The 22,330-nt window shown below is 55.6% G+C and carries 24 protein-coding genes; 16 read left to right on the top strand and 8 right to left on the bottom strand.

What is annotated here, in order from left to right:
• Nucleotides 1-114: 114 nt before the first annotated feature.
• The 12 genes from skp to GV764_RS14855 all read left to right on the top strand — a co-directional run bounded on the left by skp (nucleotide 115) and on the right by GV764_RS14855 (nucleotide 13,504).
• Complete coding sequence (gene skp, locus GV764_RS14910; protein ID WP_161660819.1) at nucleotides 115-609, top strand: molecular chaperone Skp; 495 nt, start codon at nucleotides 115-117, stop codon at nucleotides 607-609.
• A 3-nt stretch (nucleotides 610-612) separates the two neighbouring features.
• A complete protein-coding gene (gene lpxD, locus GV764_RS14905) occupies nucleotides 613-1,638 on the top strand; it encodes a UDP-3-O-(3-hydroxymyristoyl)glucosamine N-acyltransferase (RefSeq protein ID WP_161660818.1) in 1,026 nt (341 codons plus the stop codon).
• Nucleotides 1,639-1,752: 114 nt separating this feature from the next.
• A complete protein-coding gene (gene fabZ, locus GV764_RS14900; RefSeq protein WP_002436969.1) occupies nucleotides 1,753-2,208 on the top strand; it encodes a 3-hydroxyacyl-ACP dehydratase FabZ in 456 nt (151 codons plus the stop codon).
• Between the two features lie 3 nt (nucleotides 2,209-2,211).
• Nucleotides 2,212-3,000 carry an acyl-ACP--UDP-N-acetylglucosamine O-acyltransferase gene (gene lpxA / locus GV764_RS14895; RefSeq protein WP_161660817.1) on the top strand — a complete coding sequence of 263 codons (789 nt, stop codon included), beginning with the start codon at nucleotides 2,212-2,214 and terminating at the stop codon, nucleotides 2,998-3,000.
• Nucleotides 3,000-4,148 carry a lipid-A-disaccharide synthase gene (gene lpxB / locus GV764_RS14890; RefSeq protein WP_161660816.1) on the top strand — a complete coding sequence of 383 codons (1,149 nt, stop codon included), beginning with the start codon at nucleotides 3,000-3,002 and terminating at the stop codon, nucleotides 4,146-4,148. Before lpxA ends, lpxB begins: the two co-directional genes overlap by 1 nt.
• Nucleotides 4,145-4,741 (top strand): ribonuclease HII, encoded by a 597-nt coding sequence (rnhB, locus tag GV764_RS14885; RefSeq protein WP_161660815.1) that lies wholly within the window; start codon nucleotides 4,145-4,147, stop codon nucleotides 4,739-4,741. The genes lpxB and rnhB overlap by 4 nt, the downstream gene beginning before the upstream one ends.
• Nucleotides 4,742-4,772: 31 nt before the next feature.
• A complete protein-coding gene (gene dnaE, locus GV764_RS14880) occupies nucleotides 4,773-8,255 on the top strand; it encodes a DNA polymerase III subunit alpha (protein ID WP_161660814.1) in 3,483 nt (1,160 codons plus the stop codon).
• A 12-nt stretch (nucleotides 8,256-8,267) separates the two neighbouring features.
• The gene (accA, locus tag GV764_RS14875; RefSeq protein WP_161660813.1) at nucleotides 8,268-9,227 is read left to right on the top strand and encodes an acetyl-CoA carboxylase carboxyl transferase subunit alpha; all 960 of its coding nucleotides are present in this window, start codon (nucleotides 8,268-8,270) and stop codon (nucleotides 9,225-9,227) included.
• A 117-nt stretch (nucleotides 9,228-9,344) separates the two neighbouring features.
• Nucleotides 9,345-11,480, top strand: coding sequence for a lysine decarboxylase LdcC (locus GV764_RS14870; RefSeq protein WP_161660903.1), 2,136 nt, complete (start codon nucleotides 9,345-9,347; stop codon nucleotides 11,478-11,480).
• Nucleotides 11,481-11,517: 37 nt separating this feature from the next.
• Nucleotides 11,518-11,907: a VOC family protein gene (locus GV764_RS14865; RefSeq protein WP_161660812.1), complete on the top strand. Its 390-nt coding sequence runs from the start codon at nucleotides 11,518-11,520 to the stop codon at nucleotides 11,905-11,907.
• Complete coding sequence (gene tilS, locus GV764_RS14860) at nucleotides 11,904-13,187, top strand: tRNA lysidine(34) synthetase TilS (protein ID WP_161660811.1); 1,284 nt, start codon at nucleotides 11,904-11,906, stop codon at nucleotides 13,185-13,187. Before GV764_RS14865 ends, tilS begins: the two co-directional genes overlap by 4 nt.
• 2 nt (nucleotides 13,188-13,189) lie before the next feature.
• Nucleotides 13,190-13,504: a c-type cytochrome gene (locus tag GV764_RS14855; protein ID WP_408938957.1), complete on the top strand. Its 315-nt coding sequence runs from the start codon at nucleotides 13,190-13,192 to the stop codon at nucleotides 13,502-13,504.
• Between the two features lie 43 nt (nucleotides 13,505-13,547).
• Here GV764_RS14855 and rof read toward each other — a convergent pair whose 3' ends face one another.
• On the bottom strand, nucleotides 13,548-13,808 hold the full coding sequence (gene rof / locus GV764_RS14850) for a Rho-binding antiterminator (protein WP_161660810.1): 261 nt from the start codon (nucleotides 13,806-13,808) through the stop codon (nucleotides 13,548-13,550).
• Entirely contained in the window at nucleotides 13,795-13,995 is a 201-nt protein-coding gene (locus tag GV764_RS14845) for a YaeP family protein (RefSeq protein WP_125293587.1), read from the bottom strand. The genes rof and GV764_RS14845 overlap by 14 nt, the downstream gene beginning before the upstream one ends.
• Nucleotides 13,996-14,208: 213 nt before the next feature.
• Between GV764_RS14845 and GV764_RS14840 the strand changes: the two genes are divergently transcribed.
• Genes GV764_RS14840 through nlpE form a run of 3 tightly spaced genes read left to right on the top strand, consistent with a single transcriptional unit; the run spans nucleotide 14,209 to nucleotide 15,905 of the window.
• Entirely contained in the window at nucleotides 14,209-14,754 is a 546-nt protein-coding gene (locus GV764_RS14840) for a YaeQ family protein (RefSeq protein ID WP_161660809.1), read from the top strand.
• Nucleotides 14,751-15,173 (top strand): alternative ribosome rescue aminoacyl-tRNA hydrolase ArfB, encoded by a 423-nt coding sequence (gene arfB, locus GV764_RS14835; protein ID WP_125293585.1) that lies wholly within the window; start codon nucleotides 14,751-14,753, stop codon nucleotides 15,171-15,173. The genes GV764_RS14840 and arfB overlap by 4 nt, the downstream gene beginning before the upstream one ends.
• Nucleotides 15,174-15,206: 33 nt before the next feature.
• The gene (gene nlpE, locus GV764_RS14830; RefSeq protein ID WP_161660902.1) at nucleotides 15,207-15,905 is read left to right on the top strand and encodes an envelope stress response activation lipoprotein NlpE; all 699 of its coding nucleotides are present in this window, start codon (nucleotides 15,207-15,209) and stop codon (nucleotides 15,903-15,905) included.
• A gap of 41 nt (nucleotides 15,906-15,946) precedes the next feature.
• Here the strand turns inward: nlpE and proS are convergent, their stop codons facing one another.
• The 6 genes from proS to metN form a co-directional block, all read right to left on the bottom strand.
• Entirely contained in the window at nucleotides 15,947-17,665 is a 1,719-nt protein-coding gene (gene proS, locus GV764_RS14825) for a proline--tRNA ligase (RefSeq protein ID WP_161660808.1), read from the bottom strand.
• A 106-nt stretch (nucleotides 17,666-17,771) separates the two neighbouring features.
• Entirely contained in the window at nucleotides 17,772-18,479 is a 708-nt protein-coding gene (gene tsaA, locus GV764_RS14820) for a tRNA (N6-threonylcarbamoyladenosine(37)-N6)-methyltransferase TrmO (RefSeq protein WP_161660807.1), read from the bottom strand.
• Complete coding sequence (gene rcsF, locus GV764_RS14815; RefSeq protein ID WP_161660806.1) at nucleotides 18,476-18,880, bottom strand: Rcs stress response system protein RcsF; 405 nt, start codon at nucleotides 18,878-18,880, stop codon at nucleotides 18,476-18,478. The genes tsaA and rcsF overlap by 4 nt, the downstream gene beginning before the upstream one ends.
• Nucleotides 18,881-18,995: 115 nt before the next feature.
• On the bottom strand, nucleotides 18,996-19,811 hold the full coding sequence (metQ, locus tag GV764_RS14810; protein WP_125293580.1) for a methionine ABC transporter substrate-binding lipoprotein MetQ: 816 nt from the start codon (nucleotides 19,809-19,811) through the stop codon (nucleotides 18,996-18,998).
• Between the two features lie 32 nt (nucleotides 19,812-19,843).
• Entirely contained in the window at nucleotides 19,844-20,497 is a 654-nt protein-coding gene (locus GV764_RS14805) for a methionine ABC transporter permease MetI (RefSeq protein WP_002437008.1), read from the bottom strand.
• Complete coding sequence (metN, locus tag GV764_RS14800) at nucleotides 20,490-21,521, bottom strand: methionine ABC transporter ATP-binding protein MetN (RefSeq protein WP_161660805.1); 1,032 nt, start codon at nucleotides 21,519-21,521, stop codon at nucleotides 20,490-20,492. The genes GV764_RS14805 and metN overlap by 8 nt, the downstream gene beginning before the upstream one ends.
• 189 nt (nucleotides 21,522-21,710) lie before the next feature.
• Between metN and gmhB the strand changes: the two genes are divergently transcribed.
• Nucleotides 21,711-22,286 (top strand): D-glycero-beta-D-manno-heptose 1,7-bisphosphate 7-phosphatase, encoded by a 576-nt coding sequence (gene gmhB / locus GV764_RS14795; protein ID WP_161660804.1) that lies wholly within the window; start codon nucleotides 21,711-21,713, stop codon nucleotides 22,284-22,286.
• Nucleotides 22,287-22,330: the final 44 nt, after the last annotated feature.

The raw sequence follows: 22,330 nt of genomic DNA, 5'->3' as shown, positions 1-22,330 counted from the left end.
TGTTGCGAAGGAATGCATTAGCAGTGTAGCGATGACTTTTGGCGGGTGTTTCACCCGTCAGGCCACGCAAAGAACGGTACCTTCGGGTACTAATGGGATGGTAAGGAGTTTATTGTGAAAAAGTGGTTATGTGCTGCAGGTCTCGGTTTAGCAATGGCAGCATCCGCTCAGGCGGCTGATAAAGTTGCAGTTGTAAACATGCAAAATCTGTTTCAGCAGGTTGCTCAGAATACTGGCGTATCTAAAACGCTGGAAAATGAGTTCAAAAGTCGTGGCAGCGAACTGCAACGTCAGGAAAGCGATCTGCAGACCAAAATGCAGCGTTTACAGCGTGATGGTTCCACGATGAAGGCGAGCGATCGTACTAAGCTGGAAAAAGACATCATGACTCAGCGCCAGGCTTTCGGTACTAAAGCCCAGCAGTTCGAGCAGGATCGTGCGCGCCGTTCTAACGAAGAACGCGGCAAGCTGGTTTCCCGTATTCAGGCGGCTGTGAAGAAAGTGGCTGCCGATCAGGATGTCGATCTGGTGCTGGACGCCAATACCGTTGTTTATAACGGTAGCGATGTGAAAGACATCACCGCTGATGTACTGAAACAGGTTAAATAAGTAATGCCTTCAATTCGACTGGCTGATTTAGCCCAACAGTTGGATGCAGAGCTGCACGGTGATGGCGATATCGTCATCACCGGCGTTGCTTCAATGCAGTCTGCGGGTGAGGGGCAAATCACCTTCATGGTAAACCCCCGTTACCGTGAACATCTGGCTGCATGCCAGGCGTCTGCCGTAGTCATGACCGCAGACGATCTCCCTTTTGCCAAAAGCGCGGCGCTGGTAGTGAAGAACCCCTACCTGACCTATGCGCATATGGCCCAAATTCTTGATACCACGCCTCAGCCTGCGCAGAATATCGCACCCAGCGCGGTGATTGACGCCAGCGCGAAACTGGGCGACAACGTCTCTGTTGGCGCGAATGCGGTAATCGAATCCGGCGTTGAGCTGGGCGATAACGTTATTATCGGCGCGGGTTGCTTCGTGGGTAAAAATTCACGCATTGGCGCGGGTTCGCGTCTGTGGGCGAATGTCACTCTTTATCATGAGATCCAGATCGGCGAACAGTGCCTGATCCAGTCCAGCACTGTGATCGGCGCGGATGGCTTTGGCTACGCTAACGATCGTGGTAACTGGATTAAGATCCCCCAACTTGGCCGGGTGATTATTGGCGATCGCGTTGAGATCGGCGCATGCACCACCATTGATAGAGGCGCGCTGGATGACACCATTATCGGCAACGGCGTGATCATTGATAACCAGTGCCAGATTGCGCATAACGTCGTGATTGGCGACAATACCGCAGTTGCAGGTGGCGTCATCATGGCAGGCAGCCTGAAAATTGGTCGTTACTGCATGATTGGCGGTGCCAGCGTGATCAACGGTCATATGGAAATTTGCGACAAAGTTACCGTGACCGGTATGGGTATGGTGATGCGTCCTATTTCCGAGCCTGGCGTGTACTCTTCAGGTATTCCGCTACAGCCGAATAAGGTTTGGCGTAAAACAGCAGCGTTGGTAATGAACATTGATGAAATGAATAAACGCCTGAAGGCTGTTGAGCGGAAAGTCATTAAAGACGAATAACGCCCTCTGGCTAACGCCTGCAAACGACAAAGTTAAGCGGCCTGTTGGCATTCTCCGGATTGCCGCAGGCCGTGTTATTATTGCCATTTAGTATATTTAGACAGGACCAGTATCTTGACTACTGACACTCATACTCTGCACATCGAAGAGATTTTAGAGCTTCTGCCGCACCGTTTCCCGTTCCTTTTAGTGGATCGCGTGCTGGATTTTGAAGAAGGTCGCTTCCTGCGGGCAGTCAAAAACGTTACGGTAAACGAACCGTTTTTCCAGGGCCACTTCCCTGGTAAACCGATTTTCCCAGGTGTGCTGATTCTGGAAGCGATGGCGCAGGCCACCGGTATCCTGGCATTCAAAAGCGTGGGTAAACTGGAACCGGGCGAGCTTTACTACTTTGCGGGCATCGATGAAGCACGTTTTAAACGTCCGGTAGTGCCGGGCGACCAGATGATTATGGAAGTCACCTTTGAGAAAACCCGCCGCGGCCTGACGCGCTTTAAAGGCGTCGCACTGGTCGATGGCAAAGTTGTCTGCGAAGCGACGATGATGTGCGCGCGCAGCCGGGAGAGCTGATACGTGATTGATAAAACTGCCTTTGTTCATCCCTCTGCCATTGTGGAAGACGGTGCCGTTCTCGGCGCTAACGTTCACATTGGTCCGTTTTGCATCGTCGGTCCACATGTTGAGATCGGTGAAGGTACTGTTCTGAAGTCTCATGTCGTCGTTAACGGCCATACCAAAATTGGCCGTGATAATGAGATCTATCAGTTCGCATCCATTGGCGAAGTAAACCAGGATCTAAAATACGCTGGCGAACCAACCCGTGTGGAGATCGGCGACCGTAACCGCATCCGCGAAAGCGTCACCATTCATCGTGGAACCGAGCAAGGCGGCGGCCTGACAAAGGTAGGTAGCGATAACCTGCTGATGATCAACGCGCACGTTGCGCATGATTGCACCGTGGGCGACCGCTGCATCCTGGCCAACAACGCGACGCTGGCCGGGCACGTATCGTTGGGCGATTTCGCCATTATCGGCGGCATGACCGCAGTACATCAGTTTTGCATCATTGGCGCCCACGTGATGGTCGGCGGCTGTTCCGGCGTCGCGCAGGACGTTCCGCCGTATGTGATTGCCCAGGGTAACCATGCGACGCCGTTTGGCGTCAACATCGAAGGGCTGAAGCGCCGCGGCTTTAGCCGTGAAGCGATCATCGCGATCCGCAACGCGTATAAACTGCTGTACCGCAGCGGCAAAACGCTGGATGAAGCAAAACCGGAAATCGCTGCGCTGGCGGAACAACATCCCGAAGTGCAGGCGTTCACCGAGTTCTTTGAACGTTCAACGCGCGGTCTGATTCGTTAATGGCTGAAAAACGACCCTTAACGATTGCCCTCGTCGCCGGAGAAACCTCCGGCGATATTCTTGGTGCTGGCCTGATCCGCGCGTTAAAAGCGCGCATCCCGGACGCGCGCTTTGTGGGCGTCGCCGGGCCGCGTATGCAGGCAGAAGGCTGCGAAGCCTGGTACGAAATGGAAGAGCTGGCCGTGATGGGGGTAGTTGAAGTGCTGGGCCGCCTTAGCCGCCTGCTGCATATTCGCGCCGATCTCACCCGCCGTTTCACCGAGCTTAAGCCTGACGTGTTTGTCGGCATCGATGCGCCGGATTTCAACATTACCCTCGAAGGCAACCTGAAAAAACAGGGCATCAAAACAATTCATTACGTCAGCCCGTCAGTGTGGGCGTGGCGTCAAAAACGGGTTTTCAAAATCGGCAGAGCCACCGACCTGGTGCTGGCGTTTCTGCCTTTCGAAAAAGCGTTTTACGATCGATTCAATGTTCCGTGTCGATTTATCGGCCACACCATGGCCGATGCGATGCCGCTGGATCCGGATAAGCAGGCGGCCAGAGCAACGCTCGGCATTCCTCAGGATGCGCACTGCCTGGCTTTGTTACCCGGTAGCCGCGGTGCGGAAGTCGAAATGCTTAGCGCCGACTTCCTGAAAACTGCGTTGCTGTTGCGCGAACGCTTCCCCGATTTGCAGGTGGTGGTGCCGCTGGTGAATGCGAAGCGTCGCGAGCAGTTTGAAAAGATTAAGCAGGACGTGGCGCCGGGCATGCCTGTCCACCTGCTGGACGGCATGGGGCGCGAAGCGATGATCGCCAGCGATGCCGCGCTGCTGGCGTCAGGCACCGCCGCGCTGGAGTGTATGCTGGCGAAGTGCCCGATGGTGGTTGGCTATCGCATGAAGCCGTTCACCTTCTGGCTGGCGAAGCGCCTGGTCAAAACCGATTATGTCTCGCTGCCGAATCTACTGGCGCGACGCGAACTGGTTAAAGAACTGCTTCAGGATGAATGCACCCCTCAGAACCTGTACGCCGCATTGCTGCCGCTGTTAGATCGTGGCGCGAAGAGTGAACAGATGCATGAAACCTTCCGCCAGTTGCATCAGCAAATTCGCTGCAATGCTGACGAGCAGGCGGCGGATGCGGTACTGGAGTTAGCGCAATGATCGAATTTATCTATCCGCACACCCATCTGGTCGCGGGCGTCGACGAAGTGGGCCGCGGCCCGCTGGTGGGCGCAGTGGTCACGGCGGCGGTGATTTTAGATCCCAGCCGTCCAATCCCGGGTCTTGCCGATTCCAAAAAATTATCGGAAAAGCGCCGCCTGGCGCTGTTCGATGAAATCACTGAAAAAGCGCTGTGCTGGAGCCTGGGCCGGGCGGAGCCGCACGAAATCGACGAGCTGAATATTCTGCACGCCACCATGCTGGCGATGCAGCGCGCGGTTGCCGGGCTTTCGGTGACGCCGGAATATGTGTTGATCGACGGAAACCGCTGCCCGCCATTGCCGATGCCGTCCCTGGCGGTGGTCAAGGGCGATAGCCGGGTGGCGGAAATCAGCGCAGCATCAATACTTGCCAAAGTTACGCGCGATGCGGAAATGACGGCGCTGGACATCAGCTTCCCGCAATACGGTTTTGCTCAACACAAGGGCTATCCTACCGCCTTCCATCTGGAAAGGCTGGCTGAGCACGGCGCGACAGAATTTCACCGCCGCAGTTTCGCGCCGGTGAAACGCGCTCTCAATCTGGTGTCTTAAGCACCACGCACAGAGTTATTCGGATACTGAGATGGCTGAACCTCGTTTTGTACACCTGCGGGTGCACAGTGACTATTCCATGATCGATGGGCTTGCCAAGACGGGACCGCTGGTGAAAAAGGCGGCCTCGCTGGGGATGCCTGCGCTGGCGATCACCGACTTCACCAACCTGTGTGGTCTGGTTAAGTTTTACGGGGGCGCACACGGCGCGGGCATGAAGCCGATTATCGGCGCGGATTTCAACGTCCGTAACCCGATTATGGGCGACGAACTGAACGAAATTACCGTACTGGCCGCCAACAATGACGGCTATCAGAACCTGACGCTGCTGATTTCCCGCGCTTACCAGCGCGGCTATGGGGCGGCAGGGCCGTTTATCGACATCGAATGGCTGGCGGAGCTCAATCACGGGCTGATCCTGCTCTCCGGCGCGCGCAATGGCGACGTCGGTAAAAGTTTGCTGCGCGGGAATATGGCGCTGGTGGATCAGTGCCTGAGCTTCTATCAGGAACATTTTGCCGACCGGTTTTATCTGGAGCTGATCCGCACCGGGCGCGCCGATGAAGAGCGTTATCTGCACGCCGCCGTCGCGCTCGCGGAAGAGAAGGGGGTGCCGGTTGTCGCCACCAACGACGTGCGCTTTATCGATGCCGGCGATTTTGATGCCCACGAAATCCGCGTTGCCATTCATGACGGCTTTACCCTGGACGACCCTAAGCGCCCGCGCAACTACTCGACGCAGCAGTACATGCGCAGCGAAGAGGAAATGTGCGAGCTGTTCGCGGATATCCCGGAAGCGCTTGAAAACAGCGTTGAGATTGCCCGCCGCTGTAACGTGACGGTACGCCTCGGCGAGTATTTCCTGCCGCAGTTCCCCACCGGCGATATGACCACCGAGGATTTCCTGGTGGCGAAGTCAAAAGAGGGGCTGGAGGAGCGTCTGGCGTTTTTGTTCCCGGATCCGGAAGAACGGGCGAAGCGCCGACCGGAATACGATGAGCGTCTGGATATCGAACTTCAGGTTATCAACCAGATGGGGTTCCCGGGCTACTTCCTGATCGTGATGGAGTTTATCCAGTGGTCGAAAGATAACGGCGTGCCGGTAGGCCCAGGCCGTGGCTCCGGCGCGGGTTCGCTGGTGGCCTACGCCCTGAAAATCACCGACCTCGATCCGCTGGAATTCGACTTGCTGTTTGAACGCTTCCTGAACCCGGAGCGTGTGTCGATGCCCGACTTCGACGTCGACTTCTGTATGGAGAAGCGCGATCGGGTTATCGATCACGTAGCGGAGATGTACGGGCGCGAGGCGGTTTCGCAGATTATTACCTTCGGAACCATGGCCGCGAAAGCGGTGATCCGCGACGTGGGCCGCGTACTGGGCCATCCTTACGGCTTCGTTGACCGCATTTCCAAGCTGGTGCCGCCCGATCCGGGCATGACGCTGGCGAAGGCATTCGAAGCCGAACCGCAGCTGCCTGAAATTTATGAGGCCGATGAAGAGGTCCGGGCGCTGATCGACATGGCGCGTAAACTGGAAGGGGTCACCCGTAACGCCGGTAAGCACGCGGGCGGCGTGGTGATAGCGCCAACCAAAATTACCGACTTCGCCCCGCTGTACTGCGACGAAATGGGCCAGCACCCGGTCACCCAGTTTGATAAAAACGACGTGGAATACGCGGGCCTGGTGAAGTTTGACTTCCTGGGGCTGCGTACGCTGACCATCATCGACTGGGCGTTGAAGATGATCAACCCGCGGCGGGCGAAGCAGGGGCTGGAGCCTATCGACATCGCCGCTATTCCGCTGGATGACAAGAAAAGCTTCGATATGCTGCAACGCTCGGAAACCACCGCGGTATTCCAGCTTGAATCGCGCGGCATGAAGGATCTGATTAAACGCCTGCAGCCGGACTGCTTCGAAGACATGATCGCACTGGTGGCGCTGTTCCGACCGGGACCGCTACAGTCGGGCATGGTTGATAACTTTATCGACCGTAAGCATGGGCGCGAAGCGATCTCCTATCCGGATATCCAGTGGCAGCATGAGAGCCTGAAACCGGTACTGGAGCCGACCTACGGCATCATCCTGTATCAGGAACAGGTGATGCAGATTGCCCAGGTGCTCTCGGGCTATACCCTCGGCGGCGCGGATATGCTGCGCCGCGCCATGGGTAAAAAGAAGCCTGAAGAGATGGCCAAACAGCGTTCGGTGTTTGAAGAGGGCGCGAAAAATAACGGCGTCGACGGCGAACTGGCGATGAAAATCTTCGACCTGGTGGAGAAATTCGCGGGTTATGGATTTAACAAATCGCACTCGGCGGCCTATGCTCTGGTATCCTACCAAACGCTTTGGCTGAAGGCGCATTACCCGGCGGAGTTTATGGCGGCGGTAATGACGGCGGATATGGATAACACTGACAAAGTGGTTGGGCTGGTGGATGAGTGCTGGCGCATGGGGCTAAAAATCCTGCCGCCGGACATTAACTCCGGGCTGTATCATTTCCACGTGAATGATGACGGGGAGATTGTTTACGGCATTGGCGCGATTAAAGGCGTGGGCGAGGGGCCGATTGAGGCCATTATCGAGGCGCGTAATAAAGACGGATATTTCCGCGAGCTGTTTGATCTCTGCGCGCGCACCGATACCAAAAAGCTCAACCGCCGGGTGCTGGAAAAGCTCATCATGTCCGGCGCGTTCGACCGCCTTGGCCCGCACCGCGCCGCGCTGATGAACTCGTTGGGCGATGCGCTAAAAGCGGCGGATCAGCACGCGAAAGCCGAAGCCATCGGCCAGGCGGATATGTTTGGCGTACTGGCGGAAGAGCCGGAACAGATTGAAAAGTCTTACGCCAACTGCCAGCCATGGCCTGAGCAGACCGTACTGGACGGCGAGCGGGAAACCCTGGGGCTTTACCTGACCGGGCACCCCATCAACCAGTACCTGAAAGAGATCGAACGCTATGTCGGCGGCATGCGTCTCAAAGATATGCACCCGACAGAGCGTGGTAAAGTTATCACGGCTGCGGGGCTTGTGATTGCTTCGCGGGTTATGGTCACCAAGCGCGGCAATCGTATCGGCATCTGTACCCTGGATGACCGCTCCGGGCGTCTTGAGGTGATGTTATTCACCGATGCGCTGGAGAAATACCAGCATCTGCTGGAACAAGACCGGATCCTAATCGTCAGCGGACAGGTCAGCTTTGATGACTTCAGCGGAGGCCTTAAAATGACCGCTCGCGAAGTGATGGACATTGCAGACGCCCGCGAAAAGTATGCGCGTGGGCTTGCTATCTCGCTGACGGACAGGCAAATTGATGACCAGCTTTTAAACCGACTCCGTCAGTCTCTGGAACCCCATCGTTCGGGAACCATTCCAGTACATCTCTACTATCAGAGGGCGGATGCGCGCGCGAGGTTGCGTTTTGGCGCAACGTGGCGTGTCTCTCCGAGCGATCGTTTACTTAACGATCTGCGTGGCCTGATAGGTTCGGAGCAGGTGGAACTGGAGTTTGACTAATACAGGAATATTATGAGTCTGAATTTCCTTGATTTCGAACAGCCGATTGCCGAGCTGGAAGCGAAAATCGATTCCCTGACCGCAGTAAGCCGTCAGGATGAAAAACTGGATATTAACATCGACGAAGAAGTGCATCGTCTGCGTGAAAAAAGCGTAGAACTGACGCGTAAAATCTTCGCCGACCTGGGGGCATGGCAGGTTGCGCAGCTGGCGCGCCATCCACAACGCCCCTATACCCTTGATTATCTGCGTTTAGCTTTCGACGATTTCGACGAACTGGCTGGCGATCGCGCCTATGCGGATGACAAAGCTATCGTCGGCGGCATTGCGCGTCTCGACGATCGGCCGGTGATGGTCATTGGTCACCAGAAAGGCCGCGAAACCAAAGAGAAGATCCGTCGTAACTTTGGTATGCCGGCGCCGGAAGGCTACCGCAAAGCGCTGCGTCTGATGGAAATGGCTGAACGGTTTAACATGCCGATTATCACCTTCATCGACACCCCGGGCGCGTATCCGGGCGTGGGCGCGGAAGAGCGCGGCCAGTCCGAGGCTATCGCGCGCAACCTGCGTGAAATGTCGCGCCTGAAAGTGCCGGTCATCTGCACCGTGATCGGTGAAGGCGGTTCCGGCGGCGCGCTGGCGATTGGCGTGGGCGACAAAGTCAATATGCTGCAATACAGCACCTATTCGGTGATTTCGCCGGAAGGCTGCGCGTCTATTCTGTGGAAAAGCGCTGACAAAGCGCCGATTGCCGCCGATGCGATGGGCATTATCGCGCCGCGTCTGAAAGAGCTGAAGCTGATCGATACCGTGATCCCGGAGCCGCTGGGCGGCGCGCACCGTAATCCGGAAGCGATGGCGGGATCCCTCAAAGCGCAGCTGCTGGCAGATCTGGCGGATCTCGATGTACTGAGCAAAGATGAACTGCTGGATCGTCGTTATCAGCGTCTGATGAGCTATGGCTACGCCTGATGGGCGAGTCACACATTCTGAAAAGGGTCGCGTAAGCGGCCCTTTTTTTATTCGCCGCCTGGCGGACAGGATGCGTAAACTATGCTTAAGGATGAATTTTTTGCCAGGAGGTGAGTGTTGAATATTATTGCCATCATGGGGCCGCAGGGGGTCTTCTATAAAGACGAGCCGATGCAGGAACTGGCACAGGCGCTGCAAGGACAGGGCTTTCAGTTAATCTGGCCAAAGAACAATCTCGATCTCCTGAAGCTGATTGAACATAACCCGCGTATTTGCGGAGTGGTTTTCGACTGGGACGAGCACGGTATCGAGTTGTGCAGCGATATTAATCAGCTTAATGAATATCTGCCGCTGTACGCCTTTATCAATACTCACTCAACCATGGACGTCAGCGCGCATGAGATGCGCATGGCGATTTGGTTTTTTGAGTATGGTCTGGGCGCCGCTGAGGATATTGGCCAGCGTATTCGTCAGTACACCGATGAATATATCGATAACATTACGCCGCCGTTTACCCGGGCGCTGTTCAAATATGTCCACGAGGGGAAATATACTTTCTGTACTCCGGGGCACATGGCCGGGACGGCTTACCAAAAAAGCCCGGTGGGCTGCCTGTTTTACGATTTCTTTGGCGGCAACACGCTCAAATCCGACGTGTCTATTTCAGTGACCGAACTGGGGTCGCTACTTGACCATACCGGCCCGCATCTGGAGGCCGAAGAGTACGTGGCCCGCACCTTTGGCGCTGAACAAAGCTATATGGTGACCAACGGCACCTCTACCTCGAATAAAGTTGTCGGCATGTACGCCGCGCCGTCCGGCAGTACTATGCTGGTGGATCGCAACTGCCATAAATCCCTGACCCACCTGCTGATGATGAGCGACATTGTCCCCCTGTGGATGAAGCCGACGCGTAACGCGCTGGGCATTCTCGGCGGCATTCCGAAGCGGGAATTTTCCCGCGATGCTATCGCCCAAAAAGTGCGTGAGACGCCTGACGCCCAGTGGCCGGTTCACGCGGTGATCACCAACTCCACCTACGATGGCCTGCTGTATAACACCAACTGGATCAAACAGACTCTCGAGGTGCCGTCGATTCATTTTGATTCCGCCTGGGTGCCCTATACCCATTTTCATCCCATCTATAGCGGCAAGGGCGGTATGAGCGGCGAACGCACGCCGGGCAAAGTGATCTTCGAAACCCAGTCGACCCACAAAATGCTGGCGGCCTTTTCCCAGGCCGCGCTGATCCATATTAAAGGCGACTACGACGAAGAAACCTTCAACGAAGCCTATATGATGCATACCACTACCTCGCCGAGCTATCCGCTGGTGGCGTCCATTGAAACCGCGGCGGCGATGCTGCGCGGTAATCCGGGTAAGCGCTTGATCAACCGATCGGTGGAGCGCGCGCTGCATTTCCGTAAAGAAGTCCAGCGGCTGCGTGAAGAGGCCGACGGCTGGTTTTACGATATCTGGCAGCCCGAGGCGATTGAAGAAGCGGACTGCTGGCCGATTGCCCCCGGCGAAGACTGGCACGGTTTTACCCATGCCGATGAAAACCATATGTTCCTCGATCCGGTGAAAGTCACCATCCTGACGCCGGGCATGGATGAACACGGCAATATGGCGGAAGAGGGCATTCCTGCTGCGCTGGTCGCGAAGTTTCTCGATGAACGCGGCGTGGTGGTGGAGAAAACCGGCCCGTACAATCTGCTGTTTCTGTTCAGCATCGGCATCGACAAAACCCGCGCCATGGGGCTGCTGCGTGGGCTGATGGAATTCAAACGCGCCTACGATTTAAACCTGCGGGTGAAAAACATGCTGCCGGATCTGTATGCTGAAGATCCGGACTTTTACCGCAATATGCGTATTCAGGATCTGGCGCAGGGCATTCATCGGCTGATCAAACAGCACGACCTGCCGCAACTGATGCTCAGGGCGTTCGATGTCCTGCCGGAAATGCAGCTTACGCCGCATCAGATGTATCAGCAGCAGGTGAAAGGCAATATCGAAACCGTGGAGCTGGATAATCTGATTAATCGGGTTTCCGCCAACATGATCCTGCCGTATCCTCCCGGCGTACCGCTGGTGATGCCTGGTGAGCGGGTGACGCAGGAAAGCCGCGCGGTGCTCGATTTTCTGCTGATGCTTTGCTCGATTGGCCGCCATTATCCGGGTTTCGAAACCGATATTCATGGCGCGAAGCTCGGCGAAGATGGCATTTACCGGGTCAGAGTTTTAAAACAGTAGCGATGGCGCGAAGGCTTAACGCCAACAAGGAGAATGTATGCTGGGTTTAAAAAAGGTTCATCACATCGCTATTATCGCGACTGATTATGCGCGCAGTAAGGCGTTTTACTGCGATATTCTGGGGTTCACTCTCCAGTTCGAAACCTATCGCGAAGCGCGGGATTCCTGGAAAGGGGATTTGGCGCTGAACGGGCAATACGTCATCGAACTGTTTTCGTTCCCGTTCCCTCCCAGGCGGCCAGGCCGCCCGGAAGCCTGCGGGCTGCGCCATCTGGCCTTCAGCGTGGCGGATCTGGATAACGCGGTGGCGCATCTGGAACAGCAGGGCGTTCCCTGCGAGCCGATCCGCGTCGATCCTTACACCGATAAGCGCTTCACCTTTTTTAACGATCCCGATGGATTGCCGCTGGAGCTGTATGAGGAATGATCCAGTGGGATAGTCACTATCGCAAAGTGCTGCTGGCGTTCAGCGGCGGGCTGGATTCCACCGTGCTGCTGCACCAACTGGCGGATCTGCGCCAGCAGCACGATCTCCAGCTGCGGGCCGTGCATATTCATCACGGTATTAGCGCCTTTGCCGATGAGTGGGTGACGCATTGCCAGGCGATTTGCGAGCGCTGGACAGTGCCGCTGGAGGTTATTCGCGTTAGCTTGCCAAACGATGGATCGGGTATTGAGGCGCAGGCTCGTTCCGCGCGCTATGCCGCTTTTGCGCAGATAATCCAGCCGGACGAGGCGCTGGTCACGGCGCAGCATCTCGACGATCAGTGCGAAACGGTGCTGCTGGCGCTCAAGCGCGGCAGCGGGCCTGCAGGTCTGGCGGCGATGCCGAAAACCCTGCCGTTTGGGGATAATGTTCTGGTTCGCCCGCTTTTAAATACCTCTCGTGAAGCGCTTGAAGCCTATGCTAATGCGCACCAGCTTGCGTGGATCGACGACGACAGCAATCAGGACGATCGCTACGATCGTAACTTCCTGCGCCTGCGCGTTCTGCCGCTGCTTCAGGCCCGCTGGCCGCACTTTGCCCGTAGCGTTGCCCGCAGCGCGGCGCTGTGCGGCGAGCAGGAAGCCCTGCTGGATGAACTGTTAACTGACGAACTGGCCTCGCTGGTGACGCCGGAGGGTAGCCTGACAATTGCGCCTTTGCATGAGATAAGCCAAATCCGCCGCAATGCGCTATTGCGCCGCTGGCTCACCCAACTGGATGCGCCGCCGCCGTCGCGCGCCATGCTGGAACGGATCTGGCAGGAAGTCGCGCTGAGCCGGGAAGACGCTGCGCCGCGCCTGCAAATCGGCGCGTATGACGTGCGGCGCTATCAAGGGAAGCTATGGTGGATCGCACGTCAGGCCGTGCCGGGAAAACAGGTGATTGCCTGGCCGTCGCCCTATGCGCCGTTAAAGCTCCCACTCGAATTAGGGATATTACGCGTGGCGCAGACAGGCTATGCTGTTCGGGCTCCAGAGCAGGATGAACAGGTTTCGGTGCGCTTTCATGCGCCTGGCAACTGGCACATCGTCGGGCGCGAGCGCAGCCGAAGCCTTAAGAAGTTGTGGCAGGAGCTGTCCGTGCCGCCCTGGCGACGCGATACCACGCCGCTGCTGTTTTACGGTGAGCAATTAATTGCCGCTCCAGGCATTTTCGTTACGCGTCAGGGGCAGGCTCAGGATCATGCATGCTGGCATATCGACTGGCAGAAAGGAGAATAACAATGACGATGCGTAGTGCGGTTTTAGTAGGCTTACTGGCCTGTAGCCTGCCGGTTTTAGCCAAAGGCGACCCGAAAGCGGGGGAGCAAAAAGCGATGATGTGTGTGTCCTGCCATGGCGCGACGGGCAATGTCTCTGTTCCGCTGTATCCGAACCTGGCGGGACAGCATGAGGAGTATCTGGCGCACTCCCTGCACGCGTATAAAAAAGGCGAGCGCAGCGGTGGCCAGGCGGAAGTGATGAAAGCCTATGTCAGCGGTTTATCTGACGAAGATATCGATAACCTGGCAGCGTATTACGCCAGCCAGAAGCCATAAAAAAGGGCAGCCATCAGGCTGCCCTCGTTGTATGAATTGTGCGCTAGCCTTCGCTAACCACCACGGTACCAATTTCCGGATGGCTGAAGCTGGCGATTTTGTCGAGGCGAACTTCGCGTGAGGTGCCGGCTTCATCGATGATCAAATATTCGACGTTTTTACGAGAAACCAGATCGTTGGCTTGCGCCTTCAGTACTTCCCCACTCTTCAATTCCAGCGTTAATTCCAGATGATGCTGGCAGGCGAGTTCGAGATTGTCATAGTCATCACAATTGATGGGTTGATAAGTTTCATTCATTGACATAATCGCTCACCAGTAAGTTCGCGGCGGCATATGCCGCCTTTTCCCGGACCGACTCAGAAAGGGCTTCATCTGAAGCCATTTCATTCAATACTTTCAATACGCAACCCAGCGCGTCGGGAACGTATCCCAGGTCACCGCTGGCGATCTCGGCGTATCGCTTGCGTATTAACTCACAATACTTTTCCACATGCCCTCCTGTCAGAGTCCTGACTACAGACTGAATCGTGGGATGCAAGTCTAAGCCTACGAATATTAACTCTGTTTAGCAAGGTGACTATACCATACTCGCTCTGGCGGCATTAACAGCCATAGCAGGGAATTCTGTTCGAAGCGGCGGGTGAGGCGGGCGCGGGCGCGCTAATTTCGCTACAATAGCCGCCGAATGTCTTTCGGGGGACCTATGGCTTTAAAAGCAACGATTTATAAAGCAACCGTGAATGTTGCCGACATGGACAGAAACCAGTTTCTGGACGCCAGCCTGACGCTGGCGCGTCATCCGTCGGAAACGGAGGAGCGTTTGATGCTGCGCCTGCTGGCGTGGATCAAATACGCCGACGAGCGCCTGCAGTTTACCCGTGGACTCAGCGCGGAAGAGGAGCCCGAATTGTGGTTGCGCAACGACTATCTGGGTATCGATTTGTGGATCGAGCTCGGCCTGCCGGATGAGCGACGCCTGAAAAAAGCCTGTAGTCAGGCGGCCCAGGTGGCGCTGTTTACCTACAACCGCCGGGCGGCAGACATCTGGCGGCAGCAGAACCAGAATAAGTTCCGCACTTACGATAATCTGACCATCTGGTATCTGGATGATGCGCAACTGGCGAAGCTGAGCGCCCTGGCGTCGCGCAGCATGGTGATACAGGCTACGCTGCAGGATGGACTGATCTGGCTGTCGGAAGGTGAGAATAATCTGGAAATTACTCTGGATAACTGGCATCTGCCCGAATGATTGTTTTTTCGCGTACCGTTTCTATACCCGATGATGAAGTTACCTTCAGCGCGATACGCGCCCAGGGCGCGGGCGGACAGCATGTGAATAAGGCGTCGACGGCGATCCATTTGCGCTTCGATATCGCCGCCTCCAGCCTGCCGGAGAGTTATAAAATGCGTCTGTTGGCAGCCAGTCACCATTTAATTACTGCGGAAGGGATCGTCATCATCAAAGCGCAGGAGTACCGCAGCCAGGAAATGAATCGCGAAGCCGCGCTTGCTCGCTTTATTGCGCTGGTACGGGAACTTACTGCTGAACAAAAGCATCGAAAAGCAACAAGACCCACACGTGCGTCAAAAGAGAGACGCCTGACGTCGAAAGCGCAAAAATCTACCACCAAAGCGCTACGGGCGAAAATCCGCCGCACGTCAGACTAACTGAGGCAAATAACAATGAAAATCAGGGATATGATGTCAAAAACTCCGCTTATCTCCGCCGCCATCGCCTGCGGGGTGTTTTTATTGATCGGCTGTAATAACCGCAGCGAGAGCCAGCCATTACAGGCCGTCCAGCCGCTGGAAGCCAAAGCGATGCAGCAAAGCTTTCGCGGCCTGCTGCCCTGTGCCGATTGCGCAGGTATCGACACTTCGCTGTTTCTGGAGAAAGACGGTACCTGGGTGATGAACCAGCGTTACCTGGGCGCGCCGCAGCCGACCCAGTTCGCGTCATGGGGGAAATGGGCGCGGACCGCTGACAGGCTGGTGCTCACCGATACTGACGGTGAAAAGCTCTATTTTCGCGTGAAGGGTGAAAACCTCGAGATGCTCGATCGCGAGGGCAACCCCATTGAATCGCAGCTGAACTACACGCTTAAGCCCTCTAACGCCACGCTGCCCGCCACGCCGATGGCGATGAAAGGCATGTATTTTTATATGGCCGATGCAGCGGTGTTCACAGACTGCGTCACCGGTAAACGTTTCCCGGTGGTAAATAACGCACAACTGGAGCGGGGGTTTGCTGCCGTGCAGCAAGGGGAAATGAAACCGGTGCTGCTGCATATCGAAGCGCATTTCGTGTTGCAGGCTAATCCGGATAGCGGGGCAATGCAGAAAACGCTGGTGGCGGATAACGCTGGCGCGTTCAAGCCTGGTGCGGATTGCGATGAGTAATCGCCGCTAAAAAAACGCCCTGCGGGTGCAGGGCGTCAGGTTTACTTCTTAATCTGGCTGACCAGATAATTCACTATCTCACCGGTCTTGATCATTTTCTTTTCGCCTTCACGACGATACTTATATTCGATCTCGTCGCTGTCGAGGTTGCGGTCGCCAATCACCACGGTGTGCGGGATACCGATCAACTCCATATCCGCAAACATCACGCCCGGGCGTTCTTTGCGATCGTCCATCAGTACTTCAATACCCTGCGCGCGCAGCTCGCTGTAGAGTTTCTCGGCCAGTTCCTGAACGCGGAAAGATTTATGCATGTTCATCGGCAGGATCGCTACCTGGAACGGCGCGATGGCGTCCGGCCATACGATGCCGCGCTCGTCGTGGTGCTGTTCAATCGCAGCAGCCACTACGCGCGTCACCCCGATGCCGTAGCAACCCATGGTCAGCGTCTGGTTGCGACCATCTTCGCCCTGAACGGAAGCTTTCAGCGCTTCGGAATATTTGGTGCCTAACTGGAAAATATGGCCCACTTCGATACCGCGCTTGATCAGCAGTGTGCCCTGGCCGTCCGGGCTTGGATCGCCTGCCACTACGTTGCGGATATCCGCCACTTCCGGTGTCGCCACATCGCGATCCCAGTTGATGCCGAAGTAGTGTTTGCCGTCGATATTGGCGCCAGCGGCGAAATCGCTCATTGCAGCCACGGAACGGTCGATAACCACCGGGATCGGCATATTCACCGGGCCGAGTGAGCCAGGGCCTGCATTGACCACCGCGCGGATTTCCGCTTCGGTTGCGAAGGTCAGCGGGCTCGCCACCTGGGCCAGCTTCTCTGCTTTAACTTCGTTCAGCTCATGGTCGCCACGCACTAACAGCGCGACCAGCGGATAAGCGCTGCCTTCTACTGATTTCACCAGCAGGGTTTTCACTGTTTTCTCGATCGGCAGGTTATGCTGCTCAACCAGCTCGGCGATGGTTTTCGCGTTCGGCGTATCGACCAGATGCATTTCCTGGGTCGCTGGCGCGCGCGGCGCTTTCGGCGCAACGGCTTCAGCCAGTTCGATGTTGGCGGCGTAATCGGAAGTATCAGAGAAAATGATGTCATCTTCGCCGCTCTGTGCCAGCACCTGGAACTCGTGCGAGGCGCTGCCGCCGATAGAGCCGGTATCCGCCTGAACCGGACGGAAATCCAGACCCATACGGGTGAAGATTTTGCTGTACGCCTCGTACATGGCGTCATACGTCGCCTGCAGCGACTCCTGCGAGGTATGGAAAGAGTAAGCGTCTTTCATGATGAATTCGCGCGAACGCATCACGCCGAAACGCGGACGAACTTCGTCACGGAATTTGGTCTGGATCTGGAAGAAGTTGAGCGGCAGCTGTTTATACGAGCTCAGTTCGTTACGGATCAGATCGGTGATGACTTCTTCATGAGTCGGGCCGAGGACAAACGGACGCTCGCCGCGATCGACTAAACGTAATAATTCCGGGCCGTACTGCTCCCAACGCCCGCTCTCTTCCCACAGGTCTGCTGGCTGAACCACTGGCATCAACACCTCGATAGCACCGGCGTTATTCATCTCTTCACGCACGATGTTTTCGACTTTTTTCAGGACGCGCAGGCCAGTCGGCAGCCAGGTATATAACCCGGAGGCGAGCTTGCGGATCATCCCGGCGCGCAGCATCAGCTGATGGCTGATAACCTCGGCGTCGGCGGGTGTCTCCTTCAGAGTGGAGAGCATATATTGGCTAGTACGCATTATTACGATTCCATTAGATGGTTCAGATACAGGCAAATGGCCTGACTTAAGTAAAGTGAATTAGTTTACCAGCGAGGCCGGATTGCCAAAAGAGAAGGGTGCGAAATTAACGCGCTTCGAGCGCAAACACTTCGCAACCCGTATCGGTTACGCGCCAGCGGACGTTGAAATCCAGCAGCCAGACAGCGTAGGTTTTACCGGGATCTTCCGTTTTACGATAGGCCGGACGCGGATCCTGAGCCAGAACTTCACGGATAAACTGTTCCAGGCGAGGATAGCGCGCATCAAGTTGGCGGATTTGATGTTGCACGTCATCAGTAAAATAGACCGCCATCGCGGCGTCGGGTGCCTGTTGGGCGTAGCCTGCACGGGCATCCGGCAGTGCTTCGGCGAACGGCAGATAGGGTTTGATATCAATGACCGGCGTGCCGTCAACCAGATCCAGACCGCCTAATTGCAGTATCACCTCATCTTTATGGCAGCGGATCCCTTCCAGCGAAACCAGCGACATGCCAACCGGATTAGGGCGGAAAGTGGAACGGGTCGCGAACACGCCCATCCGTGCATTACCGCCAAGCCGGGGAGGGCGCACGGTAGGATGCCAGCCGCCTTCCATGGTTTGATGAAAAATAAACACCACCCAGATATGGCTGAACGCTTCCAGACCACGCACTGCGTCAGGGTTGTTGTAAGGGGAGAGAAGATGCAGTTCGCCGCCCCCGCTGGTGACAAGACCCGGCTGGCGGGGGACCGCGAATTTTTCTTTATAGGGCGAACGAATAACGCCTATCTGCTCGAGGCAGAACTGACTCATTTGGCCGAGACTTTTAACGCTGAACCCACGCAAACGGCCTGGCGGTAGCAACCCGGCGTACCGCTGGTCACTTCACAGCTGTGCAGCAATACGGCATTGGCTTTCATTTTTGATGCATTAATTTGCATGCGTTTGCGTGCGGTAGGGATATTCGGCGGTGAGTCCTGATTCGACGCCTGGCATGACTCGCCGCTGACTTCACCTAAATCACGGAACGGCTTGCCGACCAGATCTTCCGCGTTGGTATAAATTCTGACGGGGGCAGGGCGTGGGGCCTGCGGCTTCGCGGGCTCGGCTTTTGCCGGGGCTGCCGTGCTTTTGACAGGTTCAACAGGGGATCTGCTTATCATTGAACAGCCGCTCACCATGAGTGCCAGCAAACAGATCGGTAAAGCACGCATAATTTATCCTCAATCATAATTAAATCGTAGGTTATTGAATCAGGTGCCTGAACAAATAACAAGACGGGCGTGTGCCCGTCCTGAATATTTATGTGGTACTTATTGAAGAAACGAATTACCAGCCCTTAACAGCGCCGCCGTTAAAGGTTTTATTCGCGGCTTCGTTTACTTCGTCAGACTGGTAGGCCTGAACGAATTTCTTCACGTTTTCTGCGTCTTTATTGTCTTCACGCGTCACGATCAGGTTCACGTACGGGGAATCTTTGTCTTCCACGAAGATGCCATCTTTAGCCGGCGTCAGGTTGATCTGGCTGGCGTAGGTGGTGTTGATCACGGCCAGAGCAATCTGCGCATCGTCCAGAGAACGTGGCAGCTGCGGCGCTTCCAGTTCAACAATCTTCAGGTTTTTCGGGTTCTCAGTCACGTCCAGTACGGTCGGCAGCAGACCCACGCCATCTTTCAGTTTGATCAGGCCCACTTTCTGTAACAGCAGCAGGGAACGGCCCAGGTTGGTCGGATCGTTAGGCACTGCGATCTGCGCCCCTTCCTGCAGTTCATCCAGAGATTTGATTTTTTTAGAGTAGCCGGCAATCGGGTAAACGAAGGTGTTGCCCACAGAAACCAGTTTATAACCACGGTCTTTGATCTGCTGATCGAGGTACGGTTTGTGCTGGAAGGCGTTAGCGTCGATATCGCCTTTGTTCAGCGCTTCGTTCGGCAGCACGTAATCGTTGAAGGTCACCAGCTCAACGTCCAGACCGTATTTCTCTTTTGCGACTTTCTGAGCGACTTCAGCAACCTGCTGCTCCGCACCGACAATCACGCCTACTTTGATGTGGTTGGGATCTTTTTCTTCCTGACCACAGCCAACCAGCGCCAGAGAACCAATCAACGCGCCTACTGCTGCGAAAGTTTTTAATTTGAAAGACATAGCGATTCCTTACTCTTTAGATGTTGTGTTCGTTACTTATGCGTGACAGCCCGGACGATACGATCGCCGGAGATTTGAATGAGATACACCAGAACGACCAGTAATACTAATACTGTATTCATCACCGTAGCGTTATAACCGATATAACCGTACTGATAGCCGATCTGCCCCAGACCGCCCGCGCCTACCGCGCCGCCCATGGCGGAGTAGCCGACCAGGGTAATCAGCGTAATGGTGGCGGCGTTAACCAGACCCGGCAACGCTTCCGGCAACAGTACTTTGCGAACAATCTGCATCGGCGTGGCACCCATCGCGCGCGACGCTTCGATCAGCCCCGACGGGATTTCCAGCAGGGCGTTTTCGACCATACGCGCGATAAACGGCGCAGCGCCGACCGTCAGTGGAACAATCGCCGCTTGCAGGCCGATAGATGTGCCAACAATGGCGCGGGTAAACGGAATCATCCACACCAGTAAGATAATGAACGGGATGGAGCGAAAGATATTCACCAGCGCGGACAACACGCGATAAACGCTGGCGTTCTCATTAATCTGACCCGGACGGGTGACATACAGCAGTACGCCCGCCGGCAGGCCCAGCACAAAGCCGAAGAAGCCGGAAACAAACGTCATCGCCAGCGTTTCCCATACGCCGCGAACCAGCAACCACATCATTGCTTCAGACATAACCCAGAACCTCTACTTTTACATGATGTTGCTGCAAATACGCGATAGCCGCCTGCGTTGCCCCGGAAGTGCCGTGCATTTCGGCCAGCATGATCCCGAATTTCACTCCGCCAGCGTAATCCATCTGGGCGCTAATAATGTTGTTATTGACGTTATAACGACGCGCGGTTTCGGACAGCAGCGGCGCATCCACTGACTGGCCGGTGAATTCCAGACGCAGCAGCGGCACTGAGTCTGCCTGCGCAGTAGGTTGCAAACGCTGGGCGTAATCTTCGGGAATATCCAGATGTAGGGTGGACTGAATAAACTGCTGGGCCAGCGGCGTCTTCGGATGGGAAAACACTTCGCTCACCGTATCCTGCTCAATCAGTTCACCGTTGCTGATCACGGCGACGCAATCACAGATGCGTTTAACCACATCCATTTCATGCGTGATCAACAGAATGGTTAAACCGAGACGACGGTTAATGTCTTTCAGCAGTTCGAGGATAGAGCGGGTAGTCGCCGGATCCAGCGCGCTGGTGGCTTCATCGCATAATAGTACCTTCGGATTGCTGGCCAGCGCGCGGGCAATAGCAACACGCTGCTTTTGACCGCCAGACAGGTTAGCCGGGTAGACGTCGTGCTTCTCAGACAGACCAACCAAATCCAACAGTTCAGTGACGCGGCGTTTAACTTCCTCACGCGGAACGTTATCCAGTTCTAACGGCAGCGCAACGTTGCCAAAAACGGTGCGCGAAGAGAGCAAATTAAAGTGCTGGAAAATCATGCCAATCTGGCGGCGGGCTTTGGTCAACTGCGACTCGGAAAGCGCCGTTAAATCTTGTCCATCAACCAGAACGCTGCCCTGAGTGGGGCGCTCCAGTAAGTTTACGCAGCGAATCAGCGTACTTTTGCCTGCGCCGGAGGCGCCAATCACGCCATAAATTTGCCCGGCGGGAACGTCCAGACTGACGTTATTCAACGCCTGTATGGTGCGGTTCCCCTGCTGGAACACTTTGGTGATATTCGAAAGTTTGATCATTAGCTATTTATTATCGTATGAGAGTGAGCCGTGGCATTTTGTTTTGCCAGATACGGCGGATGACCGTACATGAAATGGATGTTAAGGCATCCAGACGTCTAAATCAATCTGCTGTGCGCGATGAGTTGTTTCTCATAGAAAGAAACATGCGATACTACGCGCATTACTTTATATGCAGGAGTTCTACCGGTGGCTAAATCGTTGCCCGCTATTTTCCTCGACCGTGACGGCACTATTAATGTCGATCACGGCTATGTTCATGAGATTGACCAGTTTGACTTTATCGATGGCGTGATTGACGCGATGCGCGAATTAAAAGAAATGGGCTTCGCGCTGGTGCTGGTGACGAATCAGTCCGGCATCGCTCGCGGTAAGTTCACTGAAGCCCAGTTTGAAACCCTGACCGAATGGATGGACTGGTCGCTGGCCGATCGCGGCGTTGATCTGGATGGCATCTATTATTGCCCGCATCATCCGGAAGGGGCGGTGGACGAGTTTCGCCAGCGCTGCGATTGCCGCAAGCCGCAACCTGGGATGCTGATCTCTGCGCGTGACTATCTACACATCGATATGGCCGCTTCTTATATGATCGGCGATAAACTGGAAGATATGCAGGCGGCACAGGCCGCTGGCGTGGGCACTAAAGTGCTGGTGCGTTCTGGAAAACCGGTGACCGAAGAGGCGGAAAGAGCAGCGGATTGGGTGGTGGATAGCCTTGCGAAGCTGCCGGAAGCCATCAAAACGCGGCAAAAAACGGCGCAATGATTAAAAGGTGAGCAGTCAGAAATTATTTTTAAAAATAGGCTTGT

This window comes from Atlantibacter hermannii (assembly GCF_009907385.1).
GTDB lineage: Bacteria > Pseudomonadota > Gammaproteobacteria > Enterobacterales > Enterobacteriaceae > Atlantibacter > Atlantibacter hermannii_A.
This window is presented reverse-complemented; position numbering and strand designations above follow the sequence as displayed.